Source organism: Roseovarius sp. (genome assembly GCF_048262375.1).
In the GTDB taxonomy this organism is placed as follows: Bacteria; Pseudomonadota; Alphaproteobacteria; order Rhodobacterales; family Rhodobacteraceae; genus Roseovarius.
In genome coordinates, this window is sequence record NZ_JBLXFE010000001.1 from 360,176 (window position 1) to 373,118 (window position 12,943).

General features: G+C 65.7%; 15 protein-coding genes. All 15 read right to left on the bottom strand.

The window, feature by feature from the left end; all coding sequences use genetic code 11:
• Nucleotide 1 precedes the first annotated feature (1 nt).
• Nucleotides 2–3,814: a phage tail protein gene (locus ACN0SW_RS01805; RefSeq protein ID WP_417726171.1), complete on the bottom strand. Its 3,813-nt coding sequence runs from the start codon at nt 3,812–3,814 to the stop codon at nt 2–4.
• Nucleotides 3,811–4,212 carry a DUF6950 family protein gene (locus tag ACN0SW_RS01810; RefSeq protein ID WP_417726172.1) on the bottom strand — a complete coding sequence of 134 codons (402 nt, stop codon included), beginning with the start codon at nt 4,210–4,212 and terminating at the stop codon, nt 3,811–3,813. The genes ACN0SW_RS01805 and ACN0SW_RS01810 overlap by 4 nt, the downstream gene beginning before the upstream one ends.
• Complete coding sequence (locus tag ACN0SW_RS01815; protein WP_417726173.1) at nt 4,209–4,868, bottom strand: hypothetical protein; 660 nt, start codon at nt 4,866–4,868, stop codon at nt 4,209–4,211. Before ACN0SW_RS01815 ends, ACN0SW_RS01810 begins: the two co-directional genes overlap by 4 nt.
• The gene (locus ACN0SW_RS01820; RefSeq protein ID WP_417726174.1) at nt 4,865–5,536 is read right to left on the bottom strand and encodes a hypothetical protein; all 672 of its coding nucleotides are present in this window, start codon (nt 5,534–5,536) and stop codon (nt 4,865–4,867) included. The genes ACN0SW_RS01815 and ACN0SW_RS01820 overlap by 4 nt, the downstream gene beginning before the upstream one ends.
• Nucleotides 5,536–8,196 carry a phage tail length tape measure family protein gene (locus ACN0SW_RS01825; protein WP_417726175.1) on the bottom strand — a complete coding sequence of 887 codons (2,661 nt, stop codon included), beginning with the start codon at nt 8,194–8,196 and terminating at the stop codon, nt 5,536–5,538. Before ACN0SW_RS01825 ends, ACN0SW_RS01820 begins: the two co-directional genes overlap by 1 nt.
• A gap of 1 nt (nt 8,197) precedes the next feature.
• Nucleotides 8,198–8,446, bottom strand: coding sequence for a DUF1799 domain-containing protein (locus tag ACN0SW_RS01830; protein WP_417726176.1), 249 nt, complete (start codon nt 8,444–8,446; stop codon nt 8,198–8,200).
• Nucleotides 8,447–8,544: 98 nt separating this feature from the next.
• Entirely contained in the window at nt 8,545–8,874 is a 330-nt protein-coding gene (locus tag ACN0SW_RS01835) for a hypothetical protein (protein ID WP_417726177.1), read from the bottom strand.
• Nucleotides 8,875–8,912: 38 nt separating this feature from the next.
• Nucleotides 8,913–9,848, bottom strand: a complete 936-nt coding sequence (locus ACN0SW_RS01840; RefSeq protein ID WP_417726178.1) for a phage tail tube protein — start codon at nt 9,846–9,848, stop codon at nt 8,913–8,915.
• Nucleotides 9,845–9,967 (bottom strand): hypothetical protein, encoded by a 123-nt coding sequence (locus ACN0SW_RS01845; RefSeq protein WP_417726179.1) that lies wholly within the window; start codon nt 9,965–9,967, stop codon nt 9,845–9,847. Before ACN0SW_RS01845 ends, ACN0SW_RS01840 begins: the two co-directional genes overlap by 4 nt.
• On the bottom strand, nt 9,964–10,395 hold the full coding sequence (locus ACN0SW_RS01850; RefSeq protein ID WP_417726180.1) for a hypothetical protein: 432 nt from the start codon (nt 10,393–10,395) through the stop codon (nt 9,964–9,966). The genes ACN0SW_RS01845 and ACN0SW_RS01850 overlap by 4 nt, the downstream gene beginning before the upstream one ends.
• Nucleotides 10,392–10,889 (bottom strand): phage virion morphogenesis protein, encoded by a 498-nt coding sequence (locus tag ACN0SW_RS01855; RefSeq protein ID WP_417726181.1) that lies wholly within the window; start codon nt 10,887–10,889, stop codon nt 10,392–10,394. The genes ACN0SW_RS01850 and ACN0SW_RS01855 overlap by 4 nt, the downstream gene beginning before the upstream one ends.
• A 1-nt stretch (nt 10,890) precedes the next feature.
• Nucleotides 10,891–11,343 (bottom strand): gp436 family protein, encoded by a 453-nt coding sequence (locus ACN0SW_RS01860; RefSeq protein ID WP_417726182.1) that lies wholly within the window; start codon nt 11,341–11,343, stop codon nt 10,891–10,893.
• Nucleotides 11,316–11,543 carry a hypothetical protein gene (locus ACN0SW_RS01865; RefSeq protein WP_417726183.1) on the bottom strand — a complete coding sequence of 76 codons (228 nt, stop codon included), beginning with the start codon at nt 11,541–11,543 and terminating at the stop codon, nt 11,316–11,318. The genes ACN0SW_RS01860 and ACN0SW_RS01865 overlap by 28 nt, the downstream gene beginning before the upstream one ends.
• Nucleotides 11,544–11,626: 83 nt before the next feature.
• A complete protein-coding gene (locus ACN0SW_RS01870) occupies nt 11,627–11,983 on the bottom strand; it encodes a hypothetical protein (RefSeq protein WP_417726184.1) in 357 nt (118 codons plus the stop codon).
• Nucleotides 11,980–12,939: a hypothetical protein gene (locus ACN0SW_RS01875; protein ID WP_417726185.1), complete on the bottom strand. Its 960-nt coding sequence runs from the start codon at nt 12,937–12,939 to the stop codon at nt 11,980–11,982. Before ACN0SW_RS01875 ends, ACN0SW_RS01870 begins: the two co-directional genes overlap by 4 nt.
• Between the last annotated feature and the right edge of the window lie 4 nt (nt 12,940–12,943).

Here is a 12,943-nt window from a genome sequence, read left to right on the forward strand (position 1 = left end):
GTTACCTCTTCAAAATGGTCACGACCGAGTGGACGTTCTGGATCAGGAAAGTAGAGGTGGTGCCGCGCTGGCACTGCAGCGTGATCGTATGCGTGCCCGCACTGACCGGGATCGCACGGCGGAAGGGAGCAAGCTCCTGGAAGTAAGAGCCACCCATCGAATCAAACGCCACGCCGTTGAGCAAAAACTGCAAGCCCCATGAAGCGGCTGTTGATCCGCCGTTCAGCAGCCAGTTGACGTGACAGTCGACCAGCAGGATCGAGCCGCTATCCGGCACCACGACTGAGAAAGCCGTCGCGTTATTCCACGAAGGCGCAGTTGCAGGCGTCTTTGTGCCGCCGCCGTAATTCTCGAAGAAGGACAAGGGGTCGGTGATGTCGCGCCCGTTGATCTTGTCCGTGGTGATCGAACCGGCGGTGAGCTTCGCGGCGTTCAGGTCAATGATATTCGCGTTGGTTATATAGGCCGTGGCAACCGTCGCGAGGCCAGACACCACCAAGTCGTTCACGTCGATGTGGCGGGCTTGCAGCGAGCCGTCAACCGTGACCTGCGCCCCATTCGCGCGCCAGAGCCTCACGTCGGTGAGGTAGACGTTCTGCGTCTGATTTGCCACGCCGAGGAACCGGAACAGGGCGGTGGAATACTCGGCCGGGAGGGACGTTGAAAGCGTAATCGCACCAACAACCCGAACCCACGCGCCGACCTGAAGCTGTGAGACCAGCGACAGGGTTGTCGAGGAGACAAAAGCCCCAGACCCATTATAGTGAGCGGCCTGAAAGAAGAAGTTCGTGGGGAGGGACCCGGTGACATAGACCAAGGCGGAGATGTAAAATGGCTCACCCCGCTGCACGGCAACACGCTCCGCCGCAGCGCCTGACCAATTGGCCCATGTCGGTTGAAGGGCATTGCCGGTCGGAAAGCGCACGACGTGTGTCGTCGGTGCGGACCCCGTTGGATCGGCGATGATGTCAGCCCCTTGGAGAACGTCGGTGCCTTCTTCTGTCAGCCCGTTGACCTGTGGTTGCCGCCACAGGTTTTGCAGGTCAGTGACCAGCAGGTTCTTTGTGGCCACCGAGCGCGCCGCGAGCTGATCCGCGCCGATGGCCCCGGCTGCGATGGAAGCGGCCGTAAATTGCCCCACCACGTCGGTGCTTGCCACCGAGGCGACATAAGCCGTGCCGTCCCAGCGATAGATTTTGCCGCCAAACGCGACGAGCTCAGTGGATTTGACCGTGGGCAGAGACCCCACAACCGTGACCGGCTCCAGACCCGCCGCAAAGCTGGTGGCGTCGATCAGATCCGCAAGCGCCTCCGTGGTGATGACATCCCCCACCGCGCGCGCGGTGGCCGTCTCGCGCACGGACCAGCCCGATTTGTTGCCCGAGGTGTCGACCGCGCGCACCCAATAGTTCAGGGTCTGGCCCCCCGTCAGGTTCTGGCTGATAAATTGCGGCGTGGTGGTGATATAGGTCGGCACAGTGCTGACGCCCGGAGCCGTGGCCGACACCCGCTCGACGACCTCATAGCGCGACAGGTCGCTCTCGGAGTTCGCAGCCCATTTGACCCAGATGCCCTCGAATATGCCCACCGCAGACAAGCCGCTCGGGACAGCAGGCGGGATTGTATCCACGGCAGACGTGATACCAACCGGGTCGGACCAATCCGACTTGATGCCAATCGCGGAAACGGCGCGGACGCGGATCGAGATCGCAGTCCCCGGCACGCCGTCGCGCGACCAGGCCGTCCCGCCAGCCGGGAAAATGGTCTCGACCCCGCCCGTGGTGGCACCCACCTCATAGGCTACGGCGTCCGCGACCGCAGCCCAGGCGGCCGACACGCGGGCCACGCCGTCGGCCACCAGCACGGAGGCGACCGCCAACCCAGAGGGGATAGCCACGGTGGTGAGGGTTTGGGCCAGATCGGCGGTCTCGACGCGCACGTCGTCGCTCGTGATCCAGATCCACGCGCTCCAAATCCCCCGGCGATTGTCGGCGAGGGCCTTGGCGCGCACCCGCAGGTTGGTGAGGGCGGGCACGGGCTGAATGGTTGCGAGGCCCCTCTCGACATCGAGGACGGTACCGCTCCAGACCTCTTCTTCGGTCTCGCGCTTCTCGCACTCGATGGCGATGCCTTTGATGGTCTCGGATATGCCGGAGGCATCCCAAAAGACGTCGACCACCGCATGCGCGCGGGTGCCCGCCTGATTGAAGACCTTGCGCGCGGCGGCGTCAAAGAGCGGCAGGCCCTCGTCCGTGGGAATGGGGCGGGGCAGGATCTGCGCGCGGTCCGGGATTTCGAGGGTTGGGTTGATCACAAAATCAGCCGGGTCGCGCTCGCGCAGCGAGGTGACAATGGTCAACCGATGCAGGTCGAGCACAATCTCGGTGACCTCGAAGAGCTTGGCGTCATAATCGTTCCAGACGCTCGTGACCGAGACGGTATTGAGGGGGCGCAGACCGGCGTAGTCGGGCGGCAACGGCCATGCGTGACGACGCCAGCGGCGATGATCCTTGAGCGCGTCCTCGGCCAATTGCCCGGCTTGCCCCGGATTGAACACCGCAGGCAGGTCCATCTCGAAATTCCGCGCGATGCCGTCCTCGGCCTCCCATGTGGCGTTGCGGATCATATTGAGCGGCACGCCGTTCCAGAGCGCACCGGGCGAGACGTATTTGGCCGTCACCCGGTTGAAGATCTCGAGCAGCTCGGGAAACGGGTCTTTGGTGGCGGCGTCCGTCACCAACAGATCGTCGTCGGTGATCGTGGCCACGGCGATGTCGGGCGCGCCGACCTGAACATACCAGAAGCCCCCGAATTCCGCGATTTGACCGCTGCAGGCGGCGAGCAATTCGTTGACGACATCACCGGGCGTGTCCTCGGCGAACTTGATCTCATAGCCCGCCTCGTATTGCGGGCGACCGGTCACGTCCACGTCGCAGGCGTTCATCGCAGGCACCCAGTTCCAGAGCGGCAGGTCCTCTGCGTCGGCCTCACCGCCCCAGATCGAGCCGTCATAGAGGGCTATGCCGCGCAGGATGTTGTAGATCTTGACGATGGGATTGCGGGTTGGCTCCCAAGTCGTCGGATCGCCCCAGCGGTGCAGGCCCGCGCCGCCGACCGTGCTGTCGAGACGTGGGTCATAGAACGGGATGCCGTTTTCCTCATAGCGCTGCTCCGGCGCGCCGTTTGGCCAGACCTTGGAACTCACTTCCATGGTGAGAATGGCATAAGGAATGCCGCGCCCGACATGGGCCTCGGTCCAGGGGGTCTCGGCATCCTCGGCGTATTTGGCGACCAAGGTCGGGTCGGCGGTGGTTTGCGTGCCGTCGTAAACCTTGATCCAGGCATAATCGACGCCGAGGTCGCGCTTGGCGATAAGCGGCAGACCGTAATCAGGATGCGCCTCTGTCCCCAGCTCGGAATAGACGCCGTCGACCATGATCCGGCTGAAGGTGGCGCCGGGCAGGCCGCCCAACTCGATCACGGTCTGGTAATACTTGTTGTTGGGGCCGTGGCTGTTGTGATAGATCAGATGGCCTTTGGTGGCATATAGGCCGATGATCGAGGTCTCGCTCTCCAGCTCGCCACGCGTGGTGGCTGTCACCTGTAGCCCGAAGGATCTGTTGCGTCCGCGCCGGGCGCGGCGCTGTTGCAACAGGCTCAGCCCGACAGACGCGAAGAGACGCAGGGCAAAGAGGGCGACGGCCTTGGCCGTGACACCCGCAAAGACGGCAGCGACAAGCCCCGCCACCGGCCCGGCCGAAGCCGGGACGCTTGAGGCGAGAAAAAGCGCCGTGATCCAGACAAGCAGTCTCATGGCCGGTAAATCCTGACGGCGCGATTTATCGGGACAACGCCCAGACCGCGCAGGGGCCGCAGGGCGTGGATATGCCCGCCGCCCACAACGCCCATGGCCTCTTCGCCCGCCTCGATCAGCACAGCCACGTCGCCGGTTTGCGCCTGCATCCAGCCCGCGCCCTCGACCAGCATCGAGGCCAGAACCTCGGCGGGGGAGGCAAAGCCGTCAGCGGCCAGCAGCGCGCGGCCCTCCTCAATGGTGCGATAACGCCCGCGCCAGTCTGCGGCCGGATCGACGCCGGTCAGTTCCACGATCCAGTCGGCCGCGAAGAGCGCACAGTCGAGCAGGCCCGGTCGGAACGCCGTCCCGCGTCGCGCGTCGAGAAATTGCCGCAAGAGGATGTCGCGCTCTGTCATCCCCGGTTGCCCCCTTCGGTATGCAGGGGCGGCGGTGGCGGCGGGATCTCTGTCACCACCGTTTCCTGACCCCACGGGATCGGGCGGTCGGCGATGCTGGCGGCATGTTCGCGGAATTTGTCGGCCGGGTCGCGCAACCGTTGTGCCGCGTCCGACTTGAAGAGCGGCTGGCGGAACGTAAGCCGCCGGGCGGCCGAGGCGATCACCAGCTCCGTGCGCGACTGATCGCCGAGCTTGCCCAGCGTCTCCGGGGCCGTCTCCAACCAGCCCTTGATGACGCGCTGCGCGCTGCCCAGGGGCGCGCCGGTGTAGATATCCAGCGGCTGCGACCAGACCCGCACCCGCGCCTGCGCGGCCTGATAGACCTGCAAGGCGAGCTTTGCGGCATCCGTCATCGGCGGCAGGATGACGCGGTGGCGACGCACCTCAAGGCCGATCCCGGCCCGGATCGGCGGCACCTCAATGACCGCGCCCGCACCAAGAAAGAGATGGCTCTCACCGTCGACGGTAAAGGTCTGGTGGTCATCCCCGGTCCAGAGCCCCATGGGCACGGTCTCTCCCGTGGTCCGGTCACGCGGCTCGATCAGCACGAGGATATGCGCGTCGGTGCCGCTGCGCTCTGCAAACTGATCCGTCTGGGCGAGGTCAAAGCTCATACCCCGCCCCCCAGCGTTTGCTGCCAGCTGAAGCTGCCGCCCTCGGTGCGCGATGAGCGGCCGGGGCCGGGTTTGAACGAGAGCAGCTTCGCGCGCGCCTGTGGCCGATCAAGGTTGACGGCCGCGCCGACGACGGCACCGGGCCGGATGAAGGGGGAGACCTCGAACGCACCGGTGACGCCTGTCGCGTCGGCGGTGACGGAGGCGCTGACAATCCTGTGCACGGCGTATCGAACCGGGCCGGTGAGATACTGGAACCCGATCTTTTGCCCGCGCCGCAGGGTAAAGTTCGGCGGCATGCCGCGCAGGCTGAGTTCGCGGTTGCCAGCGATCAGGCTGTTGATTGCCACAGGCTGTGCCGCCCAATTGATCCCGCCCGGATAGCCGGGGTCTTGCGGCGCGAACTGGCGTCGATCATAGGTCATGAAGGACGCGCCGGGTTCCAGAAGGTGCTCGATCAGCGCCTCCTGCGCCGCGATATCCTCAGGCTCTGAGCGGCCCAGCACCACCTCGCCCTGCCAGAGCCGCGCGCCGCGCCGGTGCACGATCACCTCGCCCCCGGCCGTCACCGAATTGGTGGCATCACCGGGCAGAAAGAATGTCGCCTGCTCGATCCCCAAGAGATCGAAGAACTCGGTTGTCGGAATGGGCCAGACCTGTATCGCCATTATCCTCTCCCCAATGGGTCGCGCCGGATCGCCTCGACCCGCCCCGGCAGTTGCTGCGCGGAAAAGTCGTCGACAACCTCGAGCGCTACGTTGCGCGCGCGCTCTTCGGCCACCACGCGGAACAGCTCGGATGGCTCGATCCGCAGCCGTGTGACGCCGCCACCCTGACCGCCCGCGCCACCCGGAACTTGTGCTGCAGTGCCCGCCTGAGACGGCAAGGGCAGGCCACCGCCCGCAAAACCCGGGATGTGCGCACCTGCGTTCATGGCCTCAAGCACCGCGCGGTTGCGGGCCGTGGCCTCGGCCGTCATGATGAATTCGCCCGCGCTCACCAGTGCCGGGATGCGGTCCCCCCGGCCGGTGCCCGCGCCCAAAAGGAGGCCGGGTCGGGTGACACGGGGATCGCCGCCGCTGGCAAAACCGGGCACCATCTCGCCGGGGAGGCCGCCCGTGGCAATGTTAATAAGCGATCCGCCCGAGAAGAGGTCAAAGACATCGCCGATCCCGTCAAAGAGACCGCCCAATAGGCCGCTGCCGCTGCCGCCAAAGAGGCCGCCCAGCGGGCCGGTGCCGAGGATCAGCGCTTCCTTGGCCGCGCGGATGATCATGTCGCCGATCCCTTCCCAGACGTCCCGGAGGCTTTCGGCCTCGAGCAGGACGTCGTCGACGGCATCGCGAAATTCCTCCTTGCGCTCCATGGCGACGCGCTCGTGTTCATGGGCCTCGATCAGCGCCTCAAGTTCCTCGCGCTGTTTTGGCGTCGCGGCGGTCAGCCGCTCGCGCAGGCGGATCATTTCGCGCTGGACCGGGTTGGTTTCACGCAGGGCTTCCAGTTCCCGCCGCTTGGTCTCGATCAGCCGGCCAACGGCTTGCTGCTCGCGCAAGGCCTCGTTGGCGGCCTTGTTGCGCGCGCCAATCCCGGCCCGGTCGGGCTTTGCCAGCTCATTGAGGCGCGCGGTCTCGCGGGCAAGGTCGACAACGGCGTCCCGACGCGCGTTGAGAAAGGCTTCTTCTCCGGCATTTTCAAAACCGGCGTCCCGGATCGGGGCCGCCTCGCGGTCAAACCGTGCACCGGCCAAGGCTCCAGCCCTGCCAACCGGATCGTCGCGAAACTCCGCCCGGATGCGCGCCGTCTCCAGCCCGACCTCGCCTTGGGACTGCAGGTCAGCCATCGCGTCGACCGCACCGCGTACCTCGGCCGAGAGACGGGCGGCCTCATTGGCGGCCGCGTTCAACACGCCGGAAATATCTGCCGTGGACAGGTCAAACGCAGCTTGTGCGGCGTCCCGGAGCGCGTCCTTTGTTACCTCTGAGGCCTTTGAAGCCTCGATTTCTTCAAGCTTTGCGTCGAGCGCGAACTGCGCGCGCAGCCGGGTGACTTCGACACTGTCCGCCCCATGCTGTGCGATGGCCTCGGCAACCGCGTTCTGTTCGGTCAGCGTCGACAGCAGAGAGGATGCGGCCGCCTCGGCCTTCAGCTGCTCGCCGGTGCTTTTGGTCACCAGATCGAGGAAGGTCAGCATTTCCTCGGTCTGGCGGTTTTGCGCGGGGTCTTGGGACTGGAGCTGGGCGACCTCTGCCAGCGTGAGACGCATCTTTCTGAGCGTGTCGAGCCGCTCCAGCTCCAAGTCAGAGGTTTCCCCTGAAGCCGCCGCCGCAAGAGTGTAGCTCTCGATCAGCGCGTCGACGGCGGCGGCTTGGTCTTCGACGGTGCCTTCGGCGGCCTCCTCGAGGGCGGCAAAATCATTGAGAACGTCCTGGACAAGTTGACGGCTCCCGGCGCGCATCCGCCCAAAGAGGCCGCTGAGGTCAAGCTCGGACGCCAGGGTAGAAAGTGCCTGCCCTTCGGCCACGTCAAGCCCGCCGTCGACAGATTGCGGCAGGAGTTCGCGGTTGCGGTTGACGCGCCCAAAGTCGACGCCGGTCTCGCCCAGAAAACTTCCGATGCTCTCGCGCGTCTCACGGGCGGTGATGCGCTTTTCAGCCTCGACAATCCGGTCAAGCAGATCTTGCGCGCGCTCGACAAAGCCTTCGCCGAACCGCTCGGCCAGCTCCAACCGGGTGGCCGAGGCCTCGGCGATCTTGTCCTTGAGGCTGTCGATCCGGGTCTCTAACGCCTCGACCGTATCGGCAAAGCTCTCACCTTCCTCCGAGGCAGAGGTGAACCAATTGACCAGCGTGGCCGTCGCCGCCAGTGCGCCGATGGTGATCAGATTGATCGGGCTCAGCATCGCAAGAACCGCGCCGCCCAAAGCCCGGAACGCGCCCGCAGCCCCAAGCGGGCCGATGACTTGCGTGATTTGCGTGCCCTGCTGGATGGCCAGCGTCAGCGGGTTCTGACCCGCCGCCAGCATGACGAACACGTCATTGCCCTGCGCCACGAGGTTGCCCATCGATCCGGCGGCAAGGCGGTTGGCCGAGGCCAGTTTCTGGGTCGCGGCGGCGTTCACGTCGGCGGCGGAACTGGCGGCGGCAAGGCCCGTCGCCGAGGTCCGCGCGGCGGTTTCGAGCTGTTTCACGCCGCGTGCGGCGGTCGCACCTTGGGTGCCGACGCCGCGAATATCCCCGGCGGCCGTCTTGGCGGCACTGCCGGTGGCCTGCAGCTCCGCCTTCGCCTGATCGGCGTCCATCAGGATTTCGCCCTGGACACGCAATGTCATGTCAGCTCTCCCGCATCGCGGCCACGGCCGCGCCTTCGATCACCTGCACCTCGGCCCAAAGCTCGGGCGTGGGGCGTATCCCGCTCAAGCGCAGACCCGCCCGGGCGGCCGAGTAATCGAGGCCCACGACGCGGAAGCCCGCCAGCCCGGCCGAGATGGTGCGCCATTGATTGCAGACTGCCAGAAAGGCCCGCACGGCCGGGGCGTTCTGCGGCCAGACACCAGAGCCGGACGGACCACGGGTGAGCACGCTTGGGTCGATACCCCAGAATGCCGCCTCGTCGTCATGGTCGCCGCCTGTCTCTTCCTCGATCAGGTCGCCCCGCGCCCATGCCCGCCCGGCCCATTTCAGTTTTTTACCCGCTTCCCCATGATCGCTGCATAATAGGCGTTGATCATCGCCACGCGGACATAAGCGAGACCAATCAGCCGGTCGCGCAGGGCGTGGCTATAGGGCAGCTTCGCGCCTTTCTCGTCCTCGACGTCGTCAAAACCCGTAACCACGGCTCCCAGAAACTCCCGCTCGCCGCGCGCGGTGCGCATGTCGAAGCCTTCGACCTCCTCGTCGGGCAGCACGCGGAAGGTGACCTGCATGTCCTGCAGCTCGTGGCCGCCGTCTGCGGGCACCTTGATCTCGACGCGGTGGGTGAAACTCGGGGTCTGGTCGATCTTGAACATGGGATTTAACTCTCTGTTGAACGGGGCATTGAAGGGCGTCAGGTCAGCGTCATCGACCACTGGTTTGCGGCGGTGGAGGTGGTCGGCAACGGCACAAGGCGCAGCGGCCATTCCTTGCGGCCCTGTCCGTCCTCCAGCCCTTCGGGGCGCTGCATCTGCGCATTGGGTGCGGTGATGTTGACGATGTTGCCCGCCGTCTTGCCATGCTCTACCACCACGGCGAGTTTGGCTTGGGCGGCGGCCATGGCGAAGGGGTTGAAGGCGGCCAGCGCAACGGCCCGCACCCGCGCCTCAAAGGTGTTCTCATGCCCGTCGAGGACAACTTCCTCCTCGCCGATCAGGAACTGCGCCTCGATGCGATTGGCGAGCGTGAGCTTGCAGCTGCGCATCACCAGCGCGGTGCCGTCAATCGTAAACACCGGCGTGTTGGCATCCGAGGCGGCCAGCGGATCTGGAATGCCCGAGAAGTCCGGGGTTGGCTGGGCCACGTCGGCCGGAGCCACATAGAGTGCCGTGAACTCGAACTCGATATAGGGAATGCCCGAGGCCGAGACGTCAAAGGCGGCGGTGCCGCGCACGCCCACCATGGCATAGAGCGTGCCGCCGATGTTGAGGTGCAGCGTCACGCTCTCAAGGTTCGAATAGACCCGGTTGTAGACCACGGAGGTGGCCACGGTCACGGTCTCGGCGCAGCCACAGGCGCGCAGGAGACGACCCCAACGGGGCGCGGTACCGGCGGCTCCCGACCCGGCCAGCTCGACCTTGAACGAGATTGTCCGGTGCAGATCGACCGGGATCGTGCCGGTGGGGCCGCCATGCGGAGTGTCGAGATTGCGGTCGAGGTCCTGACCCTGCATCGGCGACAGGCGCACATCGGTGGCGAGGATGGCATCCGTGCCGGTGGGAACGGCATCGGTGCCGTAGGTGGTCTCCAGCTTGGCCAGCAGGACCTTGTGTCTCCAGAGCAGGCTCATTTGTCAGCGTCCTTTTTGGCTTCGGGTTTCGGCGTGGGCTTGGGCGGCGTGCCGGTGGGCTTGAGCGCGCCCTTGTCGTCGCGAGTGTAAGACCCGCCGGAGGTGGGGAGATTGGTCATGACAGGATCCTCAGTTGATCGTCGATGGAGAAATCGAGCTGATAGGCAAGGCGACCGGCCCCGCTCTCGATCAGTTGGCCGCGTTCGAACTTATGTACGCCGACCTCGTTGCCCGGTGCCCAGCCCGCCACGGCGCGCACCACGCGCATCAGGAACTGGTCGATCTTGTCGAGAGCAGTCGCACCGGTGCGGTCAAAACTCTGCACAAAGATCACCACGCTGGTGCGGTGGGTCAGCATCTGGCTGTAGACGCCCGATGCGGCATCGGCGCGCCCGCCCTGCATGCCGCTGGGAAACACATAGGCCGCGACCGATTGCGCGGGCAGTTTCTTGGAGCGGATGAGGTCGACAAAGGCGCGGCCGCCGTCGACACGACCCGACAACTCGGGCACTTGCGCTTCGATCCGGGTGATAACGTCACCGATCATTCGAAGACCTCGCGCAGATAGGCCTCGACCGTGTCGACGATGTTGGTCTCGTCCTTTTCGTCAAAGCCGAGGAATGGCCGGGCCGGGATCTCGACCTGGTCGACCATGATGAATTGGCCATTGGGCAAGGTGAAGGCCAGCTTTGCGGCGGCGTCCGCGCCGGTCGGCTCGATGAAGGCTCCGAACTGATGCGTGGCGGCATAGGGCACATTGGTGCCGATGCGGGCGGAAAAGCTATCGGCCTCTGTCACGATGCTGTCGCGCAGCCGTGTGCTGTCGACCAGCGTCTTGCCGCCGGATTCGCGCGCGCGGTGCGAGACCGGCCAAACGATGCCGCCCGGGCCTTCACTCTTCTCGAACCGCTCGGAGACGGAGGTTTCCAGAACGGTGCCGATGCGGCGCATCAAAGGGGTGAGGTCGGACAACTGGCGCAGCCCATTGGCCACGGCATTGTCAAAGTCGAGACTGTCGAGACTGACGGTGAGGGTGACCATGTCAGAACCCCTTGAGGCTGTCGCGGCTGAAGGTGCCCTCCGGCGCGCTGATCTGAGGCAGCTGGGGATTGCCCTGGCCGGTGTCCTCGGGCGTCTCGTCGCCAAGCGAGGCCTCGCCCCGGCGCACCTCGCGCAGGAAGCTGAGCGCGGCCTCATAGCCTTCCTTGGCCCCGTCAAATGCGGCCGCCCGTGCGCCGAGCAGCCGGTGCCAGGCAATGGCCGCCGCGTGCATCGTCAGGGCGCGCGGTGGATTGGCCGCGTTGTAAAGCCCGGCCACATAGCTCTCGGCGACGGATACGGCATCGTCGACGGCCACCTGCAGCGCGGCCATATCGATCACGCCGGGGGCTGTGTCCCGCGCCGTGACCTCGGCGAGGAACTCCTCGCCATAACGGTCGATCATGTCCTGGGCGGCGAGATAGGGCATCAGCGGGTCACCCCTTTGACGGCCCACATGACGGCCTCTTCAATCTTGGTGCGTGCGAGCGCAAATTCGCGGCCCTGATTGGCGGCAATCTCGCCGAGGAACCTTTGGCCCATGTCCTTGATCGCCTCAACTTTGGCCTTTTCGCTGTCGCTCAGCGTCCGGTAGGCATGCCGCAGGGGGCTGTTCGCGACCCGGGCGTCGTCGGTGCTCTTGATCGTCTCGGACATGATGCGCCTCCGGGTTGGGTGTTTGGTGCCGGTCTCTCCCGGCTGTCACGCCTGATCCATGGCGGCGTCCCCTTGGAGTATTGTCAGGAGGCCGCGTTGGCGGCGGCCTGCATCTCGGCCCAGACGGCGTCCCGCGCAGCGGCGGTGATCTGGTCTGCAAGGCCGGGGAGTGCGTCTTGCAGCGCCTTGACCTTGGGCTTGCCGCCTTTGTCGAAGGCGTCGGGGGCGAGGGCGTTGATGGCATTGGTCAAGGCCACGCGCAGCGCGTCGTCGAGGACAGGCGGCGGCGCGGTGTCAGCCCCGCCGTCGGTCTCTTCGATTGCGCCCAAGGCCAGAAGGCGCGCAACCTGCGCCGCGCTGCCGATCTCTTGCGCGGGGTGGGTCGTTCCCGCCTCAAGCCGCGAGGCTGCGATCACGGTGCGTTTGATGAGATAGCTCATGCCGCGTCCTCGATCAGATAGCCGGTGGCGGGGGCCGCGATGACTTCGCGCAGCTGCTCGCCCACCCGCAGGGTGGTGGCCCCTTTCAGCCCGACCTTGGGATCGAAGAACCGCCCCGAGACGCGGCCATCAAACTGCGCGGTCCAACCCCATGCGGGGGCGGTGCCGTCGGGACCCGCTTGCGTGTTGCGATGGATCAGGGCGATATTGCCGCCCCAGACCTTTTCGAAGGCCGCCGTCTGACCCTTGCGGGCCGAGTTGATGTAGCTGTCACCGACGAGGATTTCGTTCAGCTCGAACAGCTCGGCCACCGCCTCGCGGCTGGCGCGGCCCTTGTCGCCCGAGGTCCGGTTGATGGCCTTCAGGATATCGGGATGGGTCGAGAGCGCCGTCCAGGCCTTGCGCCCCATCGCGCCCACGTTCGGGCGCATGATGAAGGTGGCGTCCAGAGCGGCAGAGATCACGCCGATAGGGTCGGACGTGGGGTCGGTGAACTGGCCCGCGCCCGCAAGTACCACCCTCTTGTCGGCGTCATAATTGGCCGCGTCCTGCACCATGGCTGCGACGCGCTTTTCGCGGTCGAGCTGGATCAGATGGGTCAGCCCCTCGACAGCGCGCGCCTCGGGATCGAAGGCCGAGTTGCCAGCGGCGCGGAGTGCCCGGGCGGCATCGATGTCGCGCTGCGGCACCACGTCGTCGAGACCGTAGTCCTTGACCGAGGAGGTCTTTTCTTCTCCGGTGAACTCGACCTGTTGGACCAGACCTTTGCGGCCCACTTCCGTGTCGGGCACCGTGAACATCTGTTCGGGCGGAAAATACGTCCATTTGAAATCCGGGGCCATGACCGGCACGCGCGGCATCACCTCGTCGGCGATGAAGGAGATATCGGGGTTGCGGTAGTTGACGGCGATGGCGGTCAAAACCGGATCGACGACGAAGGGGGTGGGGGTGGGCATGGAT